Here is a 16,203-nt window from a genome sequence, read left to right as displayed (position 1 = left end):
GGCAGGCTCCAGTTCGCCCGCTTGCTGGACGGCTTTCACGGTAACGGGGTGGTGTCATTTCGGCGTGATCTGCATGACGGCGTAGTCGCCGTCGGCCATCGAGATCGTGATCTGGCGCGGCGCCGACTGCCGGCCCTGGATCGCCACCTGCACCACGAGCTTGCGCAGCGCGGGTGCGCGCGGTGCCAGCAGCAGCTGCCAGTCGGCCGGGCCGCCGCCGACCTGGGCCTCGAAGTGCCGCTCGATGGCGGCGCGGTTGCCGGTCAGCGTGCCGCGGATGGCCTCGACGATGACGGCGGCTTCGGGCACGCTGTCCAGCTGCAGCGTGCGGCTGCGGCTGCCCTGGCGCATGGTGAGTTCGTTGCCGACCACGGCGATGCTTTCGCTGCGCGGCGCCAGCGTTTCGCGCACAAAACGGTCCGGCGCCTGGAACGACAGCCGGCCCCGGCTTTCCACGGGCCGGTCCAGCAGGCTGGAATGGCGGGTTTCGGTGAAGCTCGCCTCGCCCGACTGCACCTTGGCCAGCAGCTGCATGAGTTGCGCCAGGTCGAAGGCCTGGGCGTGCAGCGCGGGCGGCAGCGCGATCAGCGTGGCCAGCAGTGTGCGGCGGTCAAGGCGAAGGGGGAGCGGGTGCATCGGCATCGCTTTGCCAGAAGTCGTAGAAGTTGAACCAGTTGTACGGCGCCTCGCGGCACATGGATTGCAGCAGCGCCACATAGCGTTCGAGCGCGGCCGCGATGGCGGCTTCCAGCTGGTCCGGCGGCACGGCGCGAAAGTCCACCAGCGGCTCGAAACGCAAGCTGTAGCGGTTGCCGCCATGGTAGAGGCCGGCCATGAAGAACACCCTCTGGCGCAGCATGGCCGCAAGCCGCAGGGGGCCATCGGAGAAGGGCGCGGGCCGCCCCAGAAAGGGCAGTGTGCGCGTGCGCGAGCGGCCCGATGCGGCGCCCGGCAGCGTGCGGTCGGCCAGCAGGCCGGCCATGCCGCCTTCGTCCAGCCAGCGCCGCAGCGCCAGCATGGCGCCGGGCCGGCCCAGCGCGATGGTGTGCAGCTGGGCCTGCGGCGCGATGGCCTGCAGCGTGGCGTTGATGAGGCGCGCGTTGTCCTCGTACATGAGCATGGCCGCACGCGTGCCCACGCCCTGGGCCGCGGCGCGCAAGGCCTCGAAGCTGCCCAGGTGCGCGCCCATCAGCACCACGCCCTTGCCCTCGGCCAGCACGGCCTCGACGTCCGGCACGTTGCGCGTGTCGAATTCGAACTGCGCCAGCCGGCCCTGCAGCAGGTAGACGCGGTCGAGCACGGTCGCGGCGAAGGCGTGGATGTGGCGGTAGCTGTCGCGCCAACCAGCCGGGCGTTGCAGCACCTGGGTGAGGTACTGGCGCGAAGCACGGCGCGCACGGCCGTTGGCGAGCAGGAAGTACAGCGCGATCGGATGCAGCACCAGCCGGGCCACCGGCCGGCCTGCGTGCACGGCGATCATGCGCATGAGCCGCAGCACCCAGAGATTGCTGCGTTCGCGCTGGCGGGCCCAGTCCGCCGGAGGCGCCGGGCTGCTCACGGCGTCGCCCCTTCGAACTGCCCGCTGGCCGCCAGCCGGTCGCCGTGGCCGCGGTCGCGCACCGCGAAGCGCAGGCCGCGGCCGCTGGCGTCCAGTTCGACCGCCAGCTCGGCGCCAGGCCGCACGGGCGCCAGGAACTTGACGTTGGCCAGGCGCGGCGCAGGACCCAGGCGCTGGGCGAGCGCGCCGTCGGCCAGCACGGCCTCCAGCACCTCGGCCAGCAGCGCCACGCCGGGCAGCAGCGGCTGGCCTGGGAAGTGGCCGGCGAAGGCCGGGTGGTCGACGGGAATCCGCAGCGCCAGCAGCTGCATCACGGCGCGAGCTGGCGCCTGGCCCACTCGCCGAAGGCGATCGCGGGCAGCTTGCCGGTGGAGGGTTCGCGCGGCAGGGCGGGCACGGCCACGGTGCGGCGCGGCAGGAAGACCGCGTCCACGCGCGGGCGCAGGTGGGCCAGCACGGCCTGCTGCAACGCGGCCGGCGTGAGGCCGGGCGCGACGACGAAGGCCACCAGTCGGGTCACAGCGCCGTCGAGCTCGTCGGCCGGCAGCCAGAAGGCGCCGTCGACCACGCCGGGCACGCTGTTGAGGTGGAAGTTCAGGTGCGCGAGCGAGTTGCGCTTGCCGGCGATGTTGATGAGGTCGTTGGAGCGGCCCAGCAGGCGAAAGCGCGTGGGCTCCAGCACCTCGAGGATGTCGGCCAGCGGTGTCGCCTGCACCACATGGCCGCCTTGCACCTGGGTGCGCTCGCCGTCGCCGGACAGCCGCAAGCCGTCGTAGGTGCGCCATTCGGGCCCGTCCGTGGTACGCCGCGTGGCGACCTGGCCGGCCTCGGTGCAGCCGTAGATCTCCACCAGCTGGCCGCGCAGCATGGCTTCGGCGCGTGCGGCCAGCTGCGGCGACAGCGGGGCCGTGGCGCTCAGCACGATGTCCACCGTCGGCAAGGCGATGCCGGCCTCCAGCAGCATGCGCAGGTGGAACGGCGTGGTGACCAGCATGCGCGGGCGCGGCAGGCGGGCCAGGGCGGCGGCGATGTCGGCCGGGTAGAAGGGCCGCTCGGCGTCGAAGGCCGCGCCGCCCAGCAGCGCGATCAGCACCGTGGACTCGAAGCCGTACATGTGCTGCGGCGGCACGGTGGCCACGAGGTTCAGGCCTTGCAGCTCGGGCCGGCCCAGGTGCTCGGCCAGGCGCTGCGCGCCTTCCACGGTGCAGTCCACGAGCGGGCCCCAGTGCTTGGCATGCGGCACGGGCTGGCCCGTGGAGCCCGAGGTCAGCACATGGGCGACGAGTTGTTCGCGCGGCAGCGCCGGCGCAGCCTGGGCCCGGGCGTCGCCGGCACCGGTGGCGACCACCTGCGGCAGATCGACCTCGTGGCCGGGCGCATCGACCAGCGCATAGGCCTGCGGGAACAGCGCGCGCAGCCGCGCCACCGTCGCGCTCTGGTGGTTGGGCGGCATCAGGTTGGCCTGGCCGCGCAACATGGCCGCACCCAGGCCGACGGCGAAGCGGTAGCGGTCGCCCGAGAGGTTCAGCATCGCGCCTTCGGCGGGCAGCTGCGCGGCCAGGGCCTGCACGTCGGCAAGGTAGCGCCGGCGCGCGATCGGCTGGCCGGCACGCCAGGCCAGCGGCGCGTCCAGGTCGGTGCCGGTGACGAGCGTGCTCATTGGACGGTGTCGTGCTGTGCCGGCTTGCCGCTGTGCATGTAGCTGCGGATCGCGTCGGCCAGGCTGGCGCGTTCGAACTCGGGGTGCAGGCGGTAGCGCAGCCAATATTCGCCGCCGAACAGGACGGCCACGGCCAGCGGCGTCAGCACGTTGGCGAACACGGCCCAGGCTTCGAACGGGGCGAAGGCGTACAGGCCCAGCGACAGCAGCGCCGTGGCGACGAAGTACAGCGTCCAGATGCCCGTGAGCCGGCGCGTGTACGCCGCCATGGCCGGCGTGAAGTTGCGGTGCACGCGGCGCGCCAGCTGGGTGATCAGCGCCTCGTGGCCGGCGCGCAGCGTGCCGCCGAAGCCCACCGCCAGGAAGAGGTTGATGCCCACGTGCTGGGCCAGGTAGAGCAGGCGGTCCGACAGCGGCGTGCGCAGGCTGGCCTGGCCGCACAACGCGGCCAGCGAGAGTGCGGCCAGCAGCGCCAGCGGGCGCTGGCCGCCGCGCCAGGCGCCGCAGGCGACGGCCAGCAGCATGGGCGCCAGCACGCCCACGGCGTTCCAGGGCGAGGCCGGCGCTGCGGTCATGAGCCAGTGCGAGGCCGCGGTGTAGCTCAGGGCCAGGGCCAGCACGGCGAGGATGCGGACGGGCATGGGGATCGGGGGCAGGGCAGGGCGGCGGCGCAGGTCCACCGCGCGTGGCTAGCCGGCCTCGGTGCGGTGCGCCGCGATGTGCTCGGCCAGGCTGGCCAGCGAGCCGAAGATGCGCACGTTGTCTTCGTCGTCCGAGCGCAGCTGAAAGCCGTAGCGCTGCGACACCACGAGGGCCACTTCGAGGATGTCGATGGAGTCCAGGCCCAGGCCTTCGCCATAGAGCGGGGCGGCCGGATCGATGGATTCCGGTGCGACTTCCAGGTTCAGGGCCTCGACGAGGAGGGCCGCCACTTCGCGTTGCAGATCGGTCTGGGTCGGGTTCATGGGGTCAGGGGTCGGTTGGCGGCATGGGGCCTGGCGCCGGCCCTGCGGCGGCCCTGCGACGGGCGCGAAGTATAGCGGCCGGCTGCGCCGCGCCCTGCAGTGCCGGCGCCGTCCGACATGCCTGCTTCGGGCAGATCGCTACAGTGCCGGCCATGAACACTGCACGTCCTTCCTCCCCATGGTTCCGGCTGCCGGCACTGGCCTTGTGCGCGGTTCTGGCCGGTTGCGCCGCCAACGTCGAGCGCCCCGGTGCGGCCGGCGGCACCGCCTTGCAGGTCCCGGCGCGCGCGCAGGCCAGCGTGGCGCTGGTGGTGCGCGCGGCCCATCCCGAAGTGGCCAGGTCTTCGGACTGGCAGGCGCTGCGCGGGGCCTGGCGCGACGCCATGGCCGAGGCCGCGCGCGCGGCGGGCAAACAGTTCCAGTACCTGGAGAACGAGCCGCAGAGCGCGCCGGCCGGCAGCACGCTGGTGGTGGTGCAGGTCAAGGACTACCGCTACCTCAGCACCGGTGCGCGCTACGGCCTGGGCGTGATGACCGGCAATGCCTACGTCAACGCCGACGCATCCTTCTACGTGGGCCCGGGCCGCACGGCCGTGGGCCAACGCAGCTACAGCACCTCGAGCAGTGCATGGCAGGGCATTTTTTCGGCCATGACCGACAAGCAGCTGGCCAGCATCAGCGCGGCCATGCTCAAGGACATCGACGGCGGCTGAGCCTCAGCGCAGCGGCTCGGGCGCAGGCGTGGGCGGGCCCACGCGCAGGAAGTTGTTGATGCACTGCACGCCCTCGACGTCCGCCGCGATGTTCAGGGCCAGCACGATGACCTGCTGGCTGGACACACCGCCGGACAGCGTCGCGACGCCATTGCTCACGCGCGCGTCGATCTGCTCGGACAGCAGCTTCTTGCGGAACTTGAGCTTGCTGGCCAGCTTCATGCCCAGGCCCTGATCGCGGAAGAACCCGCTGTCGCCGGCGCGGCAGCTGGCGCTGGTCTTGGCGCGTGCGGCGGCCGACAGGGTGGTCTCGGAAGGCTCGTCGGCGAAGGCCGGGGCGCAGGCCAGGGCGGCGCAGACGAGGACGGAACATGCGAACTTCATGCAGTGGACTCCGGTGGCTCGGGGACCGCATTGATAGCACGGTCCGGCCGCAGCGTCGGTCGGACGGCGCCGCATGCGGTCCGACCCGCGACGTGCATGGGGAACAATGGCGCGATGGGTGCTGCCGACTTCCTTCTTTCTCCCGCCGTTCAACAGATCCTGCAGCTCACGCTGGCCGACCCTGCCAGGCAGTTCTCGGCCGCCGACCTGGCCAAACTGTGCAAGCTCGCGCTGCCGCAGGTCGAGGAGACCGTCGGCCATCTGCTCGCCCACGGCGTGCTGCGGCGCGGCGAGCCCTGCGAGGGCCAGCCCGAGACGGTCGGCATCGACCAGGGCTTCGTGTTCTACCCTGAGCTGCGCCGCATCGCGCTCAAGTCCTTCGCCGCGGCCGAGCCGCTGCGCGCGATGCTGCAGTCCAAGTTCCGGGCCTCGGTGCAGCGCGCCTTCCTGCTCGGCGAGGACACCGAAACCGGTGCCTTGCAGCTCTTGCTGGTCTACGCCGATCTGGCACCGGAGCGCGAGGCGCTGGACCAGGCCTTGCGCAGGCTGCTCAAGTCCGGCGCGCTGCGCCAGCATGTGCAGGCCGACGTGGTGCCGGCGCGGCGCTTCGAGGCCCTGCGGCGCGGCGACGCGCTGCACGCCCGGCTGGCGGCGGACGGCTGCATCGACATCTCGCCGACCGGACCCAGGAAGCCCCGTGCCGCGCCCGCGCCGCCCATGGGCCTGCTGGCGCGGGCGCGCCGGCGCCTGGGGGGCCTGGGGTCGTAGGGGCCGTCCGCTGTAGGACCGCAGCCGGGCGCACAGGGGCCGGCCGCCGACAGCGCTGGACATGGGCCGGCGCTAGCGTACAGGCCATGCTGCTCGACACCCGCGCCACCATCACCGTCGAATGTCCCCACGCCTGCCCGGTCGTGGCCATGCTGCGCCCGCGCAGCGGCGCCGCCCAGTGGGTGGTGTCCGAGCGCTACGCCATCTTGCCCTGGGTGCGCCCGCGCGAGTACGAGGACGCCTTCGGCAACCTGTGCCAGCGCTTCACCGTGCCACCCGGACGCACCACGCTGGACGTGCAGTCGCGCGTGGAGGTCGATGCGGAACTGGCCGTCGCGCCTGACGCCGCGCCCACGCCGATCGAAATGCTGCCCGACGACGTGCTGGTCTACCTGCTGCAAAGCCGCTATTGCCCCTCGGACAAGCTCGAGGCGCGGGCGCGCGAGATCGTGGCCGGCGCGGCGCCGGGCTACGCCCAGGTGGAGACCATCCGGCGCTGGATCCACGAGAACCACGAGTACCGCTACGGCGTGAGCCAGGAGAGCACCGACGCGCTGAACACCATGCAGGCCAAGGCCGGCGTGTGCCGCGATTTCGCCCACATCGGCGCGGCGCTGTGCCGCAGCCTGCGCATTCCGGCCCGCATCGTCGTGGGCTACCTGCACCAGCTCGACCCCATGGACCTGCACGCCTGGTTCGAGGCCTTCGTGGGCGGGCGCTGGTACAGCTTCGACGCGACCCAGACCGCGCCGCGCGGCGGCCGCGTCGTGATGGCCTATGGGCGCGACGCGGCCGACGTGGCCTTCCTGTCCAACTACGCCGACATGACGGTGGTGGACATGCAGGTCCGCGTGGACTTGGCCGAAGAGGCTTGACCGCGGTCGCACAAGACCTTCGCGAGCCCAGGTCAAACCCTGCATCCGGCCAGGGTGTACACTCGCGGGCCTGCCGTGACGTGCTCTCCCACACGGCAGATGTCGTCCGACATGCACGCGCCCCCACTGCGGGCCCGCGCCACGCCTCCATGACCGGCCTTGCCCGGTCCTCCGCGGTCGTCGAATCCTTCCACGGAGAGCTTCACCGCTTCGGCCCCGCGCCGCAATCCCCATCGCCCGTTCGCCTTCGTCGGCCGCGGGCCCATTCATGTCACTGATTTCAAGTGCTGGCCTGACGGTCGGCAAATACCTCATTTCCCCCCTCGTGCGCGTGGCCGACGGCGGTGGCTACAGCGCCTCCGTGTCGGTCAAGAGCGGCCGCGGCAGCGGCACCCACGACCGCGTGCTGCGCCTGATCGGCCGCTTCCGCACGCCGGAGACCGCCCGCAGCCACGCCCTGGCCGAGGGCATGGCCTACATCCGCCCGCGCTTCGGCGCGTCGGGCTTTCCCCTTTGCAACCAAGGAGCCGAATGAGCAAGGAAGAACTGATCGAGATGCGCGGCAAGGTGGACGAAGTCCTGCCCGACTCCCGCTTTCGCGTGACGCTGGAGAACGGCCACAACCTCGTGGCCTACACCGGCGGCAAGATGCGCAAGCACCGCATCCGGATCCTGGCGGGCGACAACGTCTCGCTGGAACTGTCTCCCTACGATCTCACCAAGGGACGGATCACCTTCCGCCACCTCGAACCCCGCGCCGGCGGCGCACCTGCCCGCCCGCAATACCGGCGCTGAACCCGCCAACCACCAAGGAATCACCATGAGCACACGCATCTACGTCGGCAACCTCGCCTACACCATCACCACCGACGCCCTGCGCGAAAACTTCTCCGCCTACGGCGAAGTCAAGTCCGCCCAAGTCATGCAGGACCGCGACAGCGGCCGCTCCAAGGGCTTCGGCTTCGTGGAGATGGCCACGGCCCAAGAAGCCCAGGACGCCATCAAGGCCCTGAACGGCGCCATGGCCGATGGCCGCGCGCTGACGGTCAACGAGGCCCGTCCTCGTGAAGAAGGCGGCGGCGGCCGCGGCTTCGGCGGCGGTGGCGGTGGCCGCGGCGGCTACGGCGGTGGCCGCAGCAGCTACTGATCGCCAGGGCGCTTGCGCCTGCGCACCTTCTGCAGAACCGCCTTCGGGCGGTTTTTTCGTTTCCGGGCCCGAGACGCTTATCCCGGATCGAGGTGGGCAAGGCTGTGGACAAGCCCTGGGGAATCTTCGCAAAGCCAGACCTGGCGCGGGCTGCGACAGGATGCCTGCGAAACAGGCAGCCCGGGCCCAACGTGCGGCCCGCACTGCCTGCATAAGGTTCTAACGATTGGTTCGTTCCCTTGCGCCAGGGAACTGCACACAATCCGCCCGACCTTTGCGGTGGCCTGGCCACAGTCTCTTGCAGGAGTTGTTTCCATGGCCGATGCCGTGACCCTTTCATCCGACCCAGCCACCCCCGCCGCCTGGGCCCGGCGCGTGCTGGACGTGACCGCCCGCGCCTGGCAGCTGGCGCCACGTTCTGCCCAGGCACTGGCCCGTCGCGCCCCCCGTGGCTACGTGCCGCGCCGCGCCCGCCTGCGCGCTGCGGCCCTGGCGGCGCTGCGGCCCGCCGTGCCCGTGCTGCTGGCGCATTCCTGGTGAGCGCGCCCATGGACATCCAGGCCATCAACCGCGTGCAGCTGCCGTTCCCGCCGGCCCTGGCCAGCGCGGTCACGCATTTTTACGGCGAGCTGCTGGGCCTCACGCGGATGCCGCAGCCACCCGGCCCGGTATTGCGCTTCGCTGCGCGCGGCCAGCGCGTGGACCTGGTCCCGACCGAGCAGGCTGCCGCGGCGCCCGGGCTCACGCCGCTGTCCTTCGAAGTGCAGGGCCTGCCGCAGTTGCGCAAGCGCCTGCTCGATGCGGCCTTCCCGCTCGAGGAACACCAGCCGCTGCCGGGCTACCTGCGCTTTTTCGTGCACGATCCGGCCGGCAACCGGCTCGAGTTCGTCGAGCCGGATGTGAGTTGAGATTCCCCCCGTTTGGACTTCTCACAGCGTGTAGAAGTCCCATACCCCCCAAGGGGGTGCCGCCAGCGGCCTGGCAAAGCCAGTTCCGCGGCGGCCGCTGGCATGGCCTGCTACGCGGCCTTCGGAACCAGGGCCTGCGTGCGGGCATCGGTATCCTGCCGACGGCGCAATGCGCGATCAGAAACTGAACTAAACCGAGGAGAGACCTATGTCCAACGACTGGAAATTCGAGACCCTGTCGGTCCACGCCGGCTATTCGCCCGACCCGACCACGCGTGCCGTGGTGCCGCCGATCTACCAGACGGCCGCCTACGCCTTCGACAGCGCGCAGCATGGCGCGGACCTGTTCGACCTCAAGGTGCCGGGCAACATCTATACGCGCATCATGAACCCGACGCAGGACGTGCTGGAGCAGCGCGTCGCGGCGCTGGAGGGCGGCATCGCCGCGCTGGCGCTGGCCTCGGGCCAGGCGGCCGTGACCTACGCGGTCCAGACCATCGCCGAGGCCGGTGACAACATCATCAGCAGCACGGCGCTGTATGGCGGCACCTACAACCTGTTCGCCCACACGCTGCCGCAGTTCGGCATCACCACGCGCTTCGCCGACCACCGCGACCCGGCCAGCTTCGAGAAGCTGTTCGACGACCGCACCAAGGCCGTGTTCGTCGAGTCGCTCGGCAACCCGGCCGGCAACGTGACCGACATCGCCACCATCGCGGAGATCGCCCACCGCCACGGCGTGCCGCTGATCGTGGACAACACCGTGCCCTCGCCCTACCTGAGCCGGCCGATCGCGCACGGCGCCGACATCGTCGTGCACTCGCTGACCAAGTACCTGGGCGGCCATGGCAACAGCATCGGCGGCGCCATCGTCGACTCCGGCAAGTTCCCCTGGGCCCAGCACAAGCAGCGTTTCAAGCGCCTGAACGAGCCCGACGTGAGCTACCACGGCGTGGTCTACACCGAGGCCCTGGGCCCGGCCGCCTACATCGGCCGCGCGCGCGTGGTGCCGCTGCGCAACACGGGTGCGGCGATCTCGCCGTTCAACGCCTTCCTGATCCTGCAGGGCATCGAGACGCTGGCGCTGCGCATGGACCGCATCACGAGCAACACGCTGGCGCTCGCGCAACACCTGCAAGGGCATGCCAAGGTCGGCTGGGTCAACTATGCCGGGCTGGAAGACCATCCCGAGCACGGCCTGGCGAAGAAGTACCTGCGCGGCACGGGCTCGGGCATCCTGACCTTCGGCCTGAAGGGGCAGGGCGGCGGCCGGGAAGCCGGTGCGCGCTTCCTCGACGCGCTGCAGCTGTTCACGCGTCTGGTCAACATCGGCGACGTGCGTTCGCTGGCCACGCACCCGGCCTCGACCACGCACCGCCAGCTCTCCCCCGAGGAACTGGCCAAGACCGGCGTGGGCGAGGACACGGTGCGCCTGTCGGTCGGCATCGAGCACATCGACGACCTGAAGGCCGACCTGGAGCAGGCGCTGGCAGCGGTCTGAGCACAGGCAGCACGGCAACAGGCCGTACGTGGTCCCCGCGAGGGGGCTGCGTGCGGCCTTTTCTTTGGCCGCGCGCTTATGCATTGGGGTTCTTTGGAAACCAGAAAACAGTCGTTTGTTCTGCAGCGCACGCGCCCTACATTCGTTCCACCCCATCCCCAACGCCCTTGTTTCCTGGAGCTTCCCCATGTCGTCCGATCTCGCCGAAATCGTCCTGCCTGCCGCCCTGGAGCACGCCCGAGCACGGGCCGCGGAGCAGGGTCTGTCCTACGCCGGCGGCGTGACGCCGCAGCAGGCCTGGCAGCTGGTGCAGGACGGCGCCGCGCAGCTCGTGGACGTGCGCTCGGCCGAGGAGCTCAAGTTCGTCGGCCAGGTGCCCGGCAGCCAGCACGTGGCCTGGGCCACGGGCACGGCGCTCACGCGCAACCCGCGCTTCGTGCGCGAGCTCGAGGCCAGGCTGGCCAAGGCCGGCGGCAAGGACGCCGTGGTGCTGCTGCTGTGCCGCAGCGGCAAGCGCTCGGTGCTGGCCGCCGAGGCCGCGGCCAAGGCCGGCTTCAGCAACGTCTACAACGTGCTCGAGGGCTTCGAGGGCGAGATCGATGCCAACGGCCAGCGTGGCCATGGCGACGGCTGGCGCTTCCACGGCCTGCCCTGGCAGCAGGACTGAACACCGCACCGGGCCTCGGCGCCCACGATCCGCCAACACCAACAAGGAAAAGATGTGGCCCAGTTCGAAGTTGCAGACATCGTGCGCGCGCTGCATGGCGTGCGCGACGAATGGCGCGCCGCGCAGAAGCGCTCGCGCGAACCCGGTGGCCGGGAGTTCCCCTCGCGCGACGCGCTGGCCCGCATCGTTGAGGGCCTGAAGGGCGTGCTGTTCCCGATGCGCCTGGGCCCGCCGGACCTGCGCGTGGAAAGCGAGGACTACTACGTCGCCCACGAGCTCGACACCGCGCTGCACGGCCTGCTGCAGCAGGCCCGGCTCGAGCTGAACTACGCGCACCGCCATGCCCCCCTGCCTGCCGAGCAGATCGACCAGCAGGCGTTGCAGGCCGTCAAGGCCTTCGCCGCCAGCCTGCCGGCCACGCGCCGCCTGCTCGACAGCGACGTGCTGGCCGCCTTCCACGGCGACCCGGCCGCGGGCAGCGTGGACGAGGTGCTGCTGTGCTACCCGGGCGTGCTGTCCATCATCCACCACCGTCTGGCGCACACGCTGTACGGCCTGGGCCTACCGCTCTTGGCGCGCATCATCGCCGAGCTGGCCCACGCGCAGACCGGCATCGACCTGCACCCCGGCGCCAGCATCGGCGCGGGCTTCTTCATCGACCACGGCACCGGCGTCGTGATCGGCGAGACGGCCGTGATCGGCCAGCGTGTGCGCATCTACCAGGCCGTGACGCTGGGCGCCAAGCGCTTTCCCGCCGATGGCGACGGCACGCTCAAGAAGGGCCTGCCGCGCCATCCGCTGGTGGAGGACGACGTGGTCATCTATGCCGGCGCCACCATCCTGGGCCGCGTGACCATCGGCGCCGGCGCCGTGATCGGCGGCAACGTCTGGATCACCGACGACGTGCCGCGCGGCGCCAGCGTGACCCAGGCCAGCCTGCAGGCCGCACCCTTGCCGCGCTGAGCCATGAGCAGCCTGGTCGAGCATTTCGGCATCGCCGTGCGCCAGCTGCGCGAGCAGCGCGGCTGGTCGCAGGAGCATCTGGCCGCGCTGTCGGACCTGAACCGCAGCTACGTGGGCGAAATCGAGCGCGGCCGCGTCATCGTGTCCATCGTGACCGTGCAGAAGCTGGCGGTGGCGCTGCAACTGGAGCCGGCCTCGCTGCTGGCGCGCGGCGAACAGGTGGCGTCCGTGCGGCGTGCACACCGCGACGCCTTGGCGGCTATAGGCGGTTGAAGCGCCTACCGACAGGCCAGACACTGGCCGCCGTCCTTCTTGTGTACACCCCTGGAGTTTGAATGACTGCAACCGTAGGCGGCACCGTCGCCCTGGGCGATAGCGCCGCACGCCAACTCGCCAACGCCACCAAGACCGTTCCCCAGCTCGCGACCATCACGCCACGCTGGTTGACGCATCTGCTGCAGTGGGTGCCGGTGGAGGCGGGCATCTACCGCCTGAACAAGGTCAAGAACCCCGAGGCCATCAAGGTCACCTGCACGGCCAAGGAGAGCGAGAACCAGCTGCCGCGCACCTTCGTCGACTACGAGGAACACCCGCGCGAGTACTTCCTGAACGCCGTCAGCACCGTGCTGGACGTGCACACGCGCGTCTCCGACCTCTACAGCAGCCCGCACGACCAGATCAAGGAGCAGCTGCGCCTGACGATCGAGACGATCAAGGAGAACCAGGAGAGCGAGCTCATCAACAACCCGGATTACGGCCTCCTGGCCCAGGTCACGGACGAGCAGCGCATCTTCCCGCTGTCCGGCGCACCGACGCCCGACGACCTCGACGAGTTGCTGACCAAGGTCTGGAAGGAGCCCGCTTTCTTCCTCGCGCACCCGCTGACGATCGCCGCCTTCGGCCGCGAAGCCACCCGCCGCGGCACGCCGCCGCCCACCGTGAGCCTGTTCGGCTCACAGTTCATCACCTGGCGCGGGGTGCCGCTGATTCCTTCGGACAAGGTGCCCGTGGCCGACGGCAAGAGCAAGATCATCCTGCTGCGCGTGGGCGACAAGCGCCAGGGCGTGGTCGGCCTGTTCCAACCCGGGTTGGCGGGCGAGCAGGGCCCGGGCCTGTCGGTGCGCTTCATGGGCATCAACAACCACGCCATCGCCTCCTACCTGATCTCGCAGTACTGCTCGCTGGCCGTGCTGACGCCCGACGCGCTCGCGGTGCTGGACGACGTGGAAATCAACCGCTACCACGACTACTCGGTGCTGGACACCTATAAATGAGTACCCCCCGTTTGGACGGACTCACTGCGTGTAGCCGTCCAATACCCCCCAGGGGGCGCGCCCAGCGGCCTGGCAGAGCCAGTTCCGCGGGTGCACTCGCATGGCCTGCTCCGCGGCCATCTGAACCATTGATTGCGTCGGCCGTCGTCTGCGATGCGTCCGACGCGCTTTATCCAAGGTCGTCCACATGACCATCGCTTCTCTGCCGTCCCAGGCTGTGGGGCCGGAGGCGCCGATCGATCCCGCGGTGCTCGCGCGCATGGCCAACGCCTTGTTCGCGGCCTTGCCAGGCTCGCCCCCTTCATCCGTTCCCGCATTGGGTTCGGCGGGCGTGCCGGCCGGCGTGCAGGCACCCGTGAACATCGCGCCGCCGGGCTCGCCGCTGGTCAGCCCGGCGGGCTTCGGACCCTCGGTGCCTGGCACGCCCATCCCGCAGGGCATCGCGCCCGGCGCCAACCTGCTGCCGGCCTCGCCGACGCCGCTGGCCTCGCTGGCCCACCGCGCACCGGCGCTGCTGCCGCACGCCCAGGCCGGCAACGGCCTGCCCGACACCGTGGTCAGCGCCTTGCCGGCCTACGAGCCGCGTTTCGGCGGTGCCGCACTCGGCGTGCCAGAAGCCTCCGGTGCCACGGCCCAGCAGGCCGCCATGCACCCGGCCACAGGCGCCGTGCCGTACTACTTCCTCGACACGTCGCACGGCCATCCTGCGGCTGGCGGAGCCGACCCGCTGGATGCGCTGGCCGGCCTGCCATTCACGGGCCACACCGCGCCGCCGCAGGCCGCCGGCATCGCGGAAGGCAGCGGCGTGCCGCAGACCGCGCCGTCCGCCGAGCCGAGGTTCTACTTCGTCGACGCGGTCGTGCTGCCGAGCGGCTACGTAACGCCCGCCAAGCCTGCTCCCCATGGGACGGCACCGCTGGCCGACCCGGGCCGCCACCCGGCCTTCGACGTGAACGCCGTGCGGCGTGATTTCCCGATCCTCGCGGAGCGCGTCAACGGCCGCCAACTGGTCTGGTTCGACAACGCCGCCACCACGCACAAGCCGCGCTCGGTGATCGAGCGCATCAGCCACTTCTACGAACACGAGAACTCCAACATCCACCGCGCCGCGCACGCGCTCGCGGCCCGCGCCACGGACGCCTACGAGGGCGCCCGGGAACGGGTCCGCCAGTTCATCAACGCGCCGGACGTGAACGAGGTCATCTTCGTGCGCGGCACCACCGAGGCCATCAACCTCGTGGCCAAGAGCTGGGGCGGCCAGCACGTGGGCGAGGGCGACGAGATCATCGTTTCCCACCTGGAGCACCACGCCAACATCGTGCCCTGGCAGCAGCTGGCTGCCGCCAAGGGCGCAAAGCTGCGCGTGATCCCAGTGGACGATTCGGGCCAGGTGCTGCTGGACGAGTACCAAAAGCTGCTCAACGACCGTACCAGGATCGTGGCCGTGACCCAGGTCTCCAACGCATTGGGCACCGTGGTGCCGGTCAAGCAGATCGTGGAACTGGCGCACCGCGCCGGCGCCAAGGCGCTGGTGGACGGTGCGCAGTCGGTCTCGCACATGCGCGTGGACGTGCAGGACATCGGCGCCGACTTCTTCGTGTTCTCGGGCCACAAGGTGTTCGGTCCCACCGGCATCGGCGTGGTCTGGGGCAAGCGCGAGGTGCTCGAGGACATGCCGCCCTGGCAGGGCGGCGGCAACATGATCGCCGACGTGAGCTTCGAGAAGACGGTGTTCCAGCCGCTGCCCAATACCTTCGAGGCCGGCACCGGCAACATCGCCGACGCCGTGGGCCTGGGCGCGGCCATCGACTACGTGAACCGGGTCGGCATAGCGAACATCGCGCGCTACGAGCACGAACTGTTGGTCTACGGCATGGCGCGGCTGGGCGAGATCCCGGGCGTGCGCCTGATCGGCACGGCGCTGGAGAAGGCCAGCGTGATGTCCTTCGTGCTCCAGGGCTACAGCACCGAGGAGGTCGGCAAGGCGCTCAACGAAGAGGGCATCGCGGTGCGCACGGGCCACCACTGCGCCCAGCCCATCCTGCGCCGCTTCGGCGTGGAGACCACGGTGCGGCCCTCGCTGGCCTTCTACAACACCTTCGGCGAGATCGACCATCTCGCCACCGTGGTGCGCCGGCTGGCGTCGCAACGCCGCGCGGGCTGATCAGCCGCGGCGGCGATGGGCCGTGCCCGCCAGGCCGGCCATGCCGGCCAGCAGCAGCGCCCAGGTGCCCGGCTCGGGCACCTCGGCCACGCTGCTGATGCGCAGGTCCGACACCTCCAGCGTGGAGACCAGGTCGGTGGAGTTCACGTCCAGGATGCCGAAGGCCAGCGAATGCTCGCCCGCGCCGAAGGTGTGGCTGAACTGCCCGTAGACATCCGTGAGCGCCACGTCGGCCAGGGTCAGGAGCTGCGTGCCATCGATCACGACGAAGGCGCGGTCCAGGTAGTCCGCATCGAACAGGGCGGTACGCAGCGTCCAGGCGAAGCGGATGGTCGTGGTGCCCTGCGCGCTGAAGCTGAGCTGCAGGCCCGAGCCTTCGATGGTGTCCGCGGGCAGCAGGCCGGGCGCCAGGCCCAGCGCCGGTTCCAACGCATAGAACAGCAGGGCGCTGCCGGCGCCCGCCGGCTGCTCGCCGGACTCGACAGCGGCCGTCGTGATGCGCGCCGCGCTGGCCGAGGCGACGCTGACGTCGCCGGCCGCGGTCCACTGCCCAAAGTCGGAAGAGACGGGGGCGGCCGCGGCGCTGCCGGCCCAGAGGCTGGCAGCCAGGCTGATCAAGAGGAGGTGCTTGTGCATGGTGGTGTTCCGGGTCGTGT

The 16,203-nt window shown here is 70.7% G+C and carries 22 protein-coding genes; 14 read left to right on the top strand and 8 right to left on the bottom strand.

The window, feature by feature from the left end; genetic code table 11:
- Positions 1-54: 54 nt before the first annotated feature.
- From IE209_RS21205 to IE209_RS21185, 6 genes are read right to left on the bottom strand one after another with little or no spacing between them, the layout of a single operon-like run.
- Positions 55-636: a LolA-related protein gene (locus tag IE209_RS21205; protein WP_189688893.1), complete on the bottom strand. Its 582-nt coding sequence runs from the start codon at positions 634-636 to the stop codon at positions 55-57.
- Entirely contained in the window at positions 611-1,558 is a 948-nt protein-coding gene (locus tag IE209_RS21200; protein WP_229882975.1) for a lysophospholipid acyltransferase family protein, read from the bottom strand. The genes IE209_RS21205 and IE209_RS21200 overlap by 26 nt, the downstream gene beginning before the upstream one ends.
- On the bottom strand, positions 1,555-1,869 hold the full coding sequence (locus IE209_RS33955; RefSeq protein ID WP_229882978.1) for an ApeI family dehydratase: 315 nt from the start codon (positions 1,867-1,869) through the stop codon (positions 1,555-1,557). Before IE209_RS33955 ends, IE209_RS21200 begins: the two co-directional genes overlap by 4 nt.
- Positions 1,869-3,218: an AMP-binding protein gene (locus IE209_RS21195; protein WP_229882974.1), complete on the bottom strand. Its 1,350-nt coding sequence runs from the start codon at positions 3,216-3,218 to the stop codon at positions 1,869-1,871. Before IE209_RS21195 ends, IE209_RS33955 begins: the two co-directional genes overlap by 1 nt.
- A complete protein-coding gene (locus IE209_RS21190; protein WP_189688892.1) occupies positions 3,215-3,859 on the bottom strand; it encodes a COG4648 family protein in 645 nt (214 codons plus the stop codon). The genes IE209_RS21195 and IE209_RS21190 overlap by 4 nt, the downstream gene beginning before the upstream one ends.
- A gap of 48 nt (positions 3,860-3,907) precedes the next feature.
- A complete protein-coding gene (locus IE209_RS21185) occupies positions 3,908-4,183 on the bottom strand; it encodes a phosphopantetheine-binding protein (RefSeq protein WP_145548091.1) in 276 nt (91 codons plus the stop codon).
- Between the two features lie 152 nt (positions 4,184-4,335).
- On the opposite strand from IE209_RS21185, the gene IE209_RS21180 reads away from it, so the two are divergent.
- A complete protein-coding gene (locus IE209_RS21180) occupies positions 4,336-4,896 on the top strand; it encodes a DUF4410 domain-containing protein (RefSeq protein ID WP_189688891.1) in 561 nt (186 codons plus the stop codon).
- A 3-nt stretch (positions 4,897-4,899) separates the two neighbouring features.
- Here the strand turns inward: IE209_RS21180 and IE209_RS21175 are convergent, their stop codons facing one another.
- Positions 4,900-5,280, bottom strand: coding sequence for a BON domain-containing protein (locus IE209_RS21175; RefSeq protein WP_189688890.1), 381 nt, complete (start codon positions 5,278-5,280; stop codon positions 4,900-4,902).
- A gap of 114 nt (positions 5,281-5,394) precedes the next feature.
- Between IE209_RS21175 and IE209_RS21170 the strand changes: the two genes are divergently transcribed.
- From IE209_RS21170 to IE209_RS21110, 13 genes are all read left to right on the top strand, one after another.
- Positions 5,395-6,048 (top strand): hypothetical protein, encoded by a 654-nt coding sequence (locus IE209_RS21170; RefSeq protein WP_189688889.1) that lies wholly within the window; start codon positions 5,395-5,397, stop codon positions 6,046-6,048.
- 86 nt (positions 6,049-6,134) lie between these two features.
- Positions 6,135-6,923 (top strand): transglutaminase family protein, encoded by a 789-nt coding sequence (locus tag IE209_RS21165; RefSeq protein ID WP_189688888.1) that lies wholly within the window; start codon positions 6,135-6,137, stop codon positions 6,921-6,923.
- Positions 6,924-7,191: 268 nt separating this feature from the next.
- On the top strand, positions 7,192-7,458 hold the full coding sequence (locus tag IE209_RS21160) for a hypothetical protein (protein WP_189688887.1): 267 nt from the start codon (positions 7,192-7,194) through the stop codon (positions 7,456-7,458).
- Positions 7,455-7,718 carry a translation initiation factor IF-1 gene (infA, locus tag IE209_RS21155; RefSeq protein ID WP_145548109.1) on the top strand — a complete coding sequence of 88 codons (264 nt, stop codon included), beginning with the start codon at positions 7,455-7,457 and terminating at the stop codon, positions 7,716-7,718. The genes IE209_RS21160 and infA overlap by 4 nt, the downstream gene beginning before the upstream one ends.
- A 25-nt stretch (positions 7,719-7,743) precedes the next feature.
- On the top strand, positions 7,744-8,070 hold the full coding sequence (rbp, locus tag IE209_RS21150; protein ID WP_189688886.1) for an RNA-binding regulator: 327 nt from the start codon (positions 7,744-7,746) through the stop codon (positions 8,068-8,070).
- Between the two features lie 315 nt (positions 8,071-8,385).
- The gene (locus tag IE209_RS21145) at positions 8,386-8,610 is read left to right on the top strand and encodes a hypothetical protein (protein ID WP_189688885.1); all 225 of its coding nucleotides are present in this window, start codon (positions 8,386-8,388) and stop codon (positions 8,608-8,610) included.
- On the top strand, positions 8,607-8,978 hold the full coding sequence (locus IE209_RS21140; protein WP_308433202.1) for a VOC family protein: 372 nt from the start codon (positions 8,607-8,609) through the stop codon (positions 8,976-8,978). Before IE209_RS21145 ends, IE209_RS21140 begins: the two co-directional genes overlap by 4 nt.
- Positions 8,979-9,186: 208 nt before the next feature.
- A complete protein-coding gene (locus IE209_RS21135) occupies positions 9,187-10,479 on the top strand; it encodes an O-acetylhomoserine aminocarboxypropyltransferase/cysteine synthase family protein (RefSeq protein WP_189688884.1) in 1,293 nt (430 codons plus the stop codon).
- 187 nt (positions 10,480-10,666) lie between these two features.
- Positions 10,667-11,146, top strand: a complete 480-nt coding sequence (locus IE209_RS21130; RefSeq protein ID WP_189688883.1) for a rhodanese-like domain-containing protein — start codon at positions 10,667-10,669, stop codon at positions 11,144-11,146.
- A gap of 54 nt (positions 11,147-11,200) precedes the next feature.
- Complete coding sequence (gene epsC, locus IE209_RS21125; protein ID WP_189688882.1) at positions 11,201-12,109, top strand: serine O-acetyltransferase EpsC; 909 nt, start codon at positions 11,201-11,203, stop codon at positions 12,107-12,109.
- A gap of 3 nt (positions 12,110-12,112) precedes the next feature.
- Entirely contained in the window at positions 12,113-12,382 is a 270-nt protein-coding gene (locus tag IE209_RS21120; protein WP_189688881.1) for a helix-turn-helix domain-containing protein, read from the top strand.
- A gap of 62 nt (positions 12,383-12,444) precedes the next feature.
- Positions 12,445-13,383, top strand: a complete 939-nt coding sequence (locus IE209_RS21115) for a family 2A encapsulin nanocompartment shell protein (protein WP_189688880.1) — start codon at positions 12,445-12,447, stop codon at positions 13,381-13,383.
- A gap of 187 nt (positions 13,384-13,570) precedes the next feature.
- A complete protein-coding gene (locus IE209_RS21110; RefSeq protein ID WP_189688879.1) occupies positions 13,571-15,547 on the top strand; it encodes a family 2A encapsulin nanocompartment cargo protein cysteine desulfurase in 1,977 nt (658 codons plus the stop codon).
- On the opposite strand, the gene IE209_RS21105 is transcribed toward IE209_RS21110, so the two are convergent.
- Complete coding sequence (locus tag IE209_RS21105) at positions 15,548-16,183, bottom strand: PEP-CTERM sorting domain-containing protein (RefSeq protein ID WP_189688878.1); 636 nt, start codon at positions 16,181-16,183, stop codon at positions 15,548-15,550.
- Positions 16,184-16,203 lie beyond the last annotated feature (20 nt).

Origin of the sequence: Pseudorhodoferax aquiterrae, assembly GCF_014652235.1 — a bacterium.
In the GTDB taxonomy this organism is placed as follows: domain Bacteria; phylum Pseudomonadota; class Gammaproteobacteria; order Burkholderiales; family Burkholderiaceae_C; genus Pseudorhodoferax; species Pseudorhodoferax aquiterrae.
The sequence above is the reverse complement of the archived record's forward strand: the minus strand, read 5'-3'. Positions and strand labels throughout refer to the sequence as shown.

Bases quoted from the DNA above. Each gene is read 5' to 3' on its own strand.
- IE209_RS21205 (WP_189688893.1), bottom strand. From the start codon at position 636: ATGCACCCGCTCCCCCTTCGCCTTGACCGCCGCACACTGCTGGCCACG.
- IE209_RS33955 (WP_229882978.1), bottom strand. From the start codon at position 1,869: ATGCAGCTGCTGGCGCTGCGGATTCCCGTCGACCACCCGGCCTTCGCC.
- IE209_RS21195 (WP_229882974.1), bottom strand. From the start codon at position 3,218: ATGAGCACGCTCGTCACCGGCACCGACCTGGACGCGCCGCTGGCCTGG.
- IE209_RS21190 (WP_189688892.1), bottom strand. From the start codon at position 3,859: ATGCCCGTCCGCATCCTCGCCGTGCTGGCCCTGGCCCTGAGCTACACC.
- IE209_RS21185 (WP_145548091.1), bottom strand. From the start codon at position 4,183: ATGAACCCGACCCAGACCGATCTGCAACGCGAAGTGGCGGCCCTCCTC.
- IE209_RS21180 (WP_189688891.1), top strand. From the start codon at position 4,336: ATGAACACTGCACGTCCTTCCTCCCCATGGTTCCGGCTGCCGGCACTG.
- IE209_RS21175 (WP_189688890.1), bottom strand. From the start codon at position 5,280: ATGAAGTTCGCATGTTCCGTCCTCGTCTGCGCCGCCCTGGCCTGCGCC.
- IE209_RS21170 (WP_189688889.1), top strand. From the start codon at position 5,395: ATGGGTGCTGCCGACTTCCTTCTTTCTCCCGCCGTTCAACAGATCCTG.
- IE209_RS21165 (WP_189688888.1), top strand. From the start codon at position 6,135: ATGCTGCTCGACACCCGCGCCACCATCACCGTCGAATGTCCCCACGCC.
- IE209_RS21160 (WP_189688887.1), top strand. From the start codon at position 7,192: ATGTCACTGATTTCAAGTGCTGGCCTGACGGTCGGCAAATACCTCATT.
- infA (WP_145548109.1), top strand. From the start codon at position 7,455: ATGAGCAAGGAAGAACTGATCGAGATGCGCGGCAAGGTGGACGAAGTC.
- rbp (WP_189688886.1), top strand. From the start codon at position 7,744: ATGAGCACACGCATCTACGTCGGCAACCTCGCCTACACCATCACCACC.
- IE209_RS21145 (WP_189688885.1), top strand. From the start codon at position 8,386: ATGGCCGATGCCGTGACCCTTTCATCCGACCCAGCCACCCCCGCCGCC.
- IE209_RS21135 (WP_189688884.1), top strand. From the start codon at position 9,187: ATGTCCAACGACTGGAAATTCGAGACCCTGTCGGTCCACGCCGGCTAT.
- IE209_RS21130 (WP_189688883.1), top strand. From the start codon at position 10,667: ATGTCGTCCGATCTCGCCGAAATCGTCCTGCCTGCCGCCCTGGAGCAC.
- IE209_RS21120 (WP_189688881.1), top strand. From the start codon at position 12,113: ATGAGCAGCCTGGTCGAGCATTTCGGCATCGCCGTGCGCCAGCTGCGC.
- IE209_RS21115 (WP_189688880.1), top strand. From the start codon at position 12,445: ATGACTGCAACCGTAGGCGGCACCGTCGCCCTGGGCGATAGCGCCGCA.
- IE209_RS21110 (WP_189688879.1), top strand. From the start codon at position 13,571: ATGACCATCGCTTCTCTGCCGTCCCAGGCTGTGGGGCCGGAGGCGCCG.
- IE209_RS21105 (WP_189688878.1), bottom strand. From the start codon at position 16,183: ATGCACAAGCACCTCCTCTTGATCAGCCTGGCTGCCAGCCTCTGGGCC.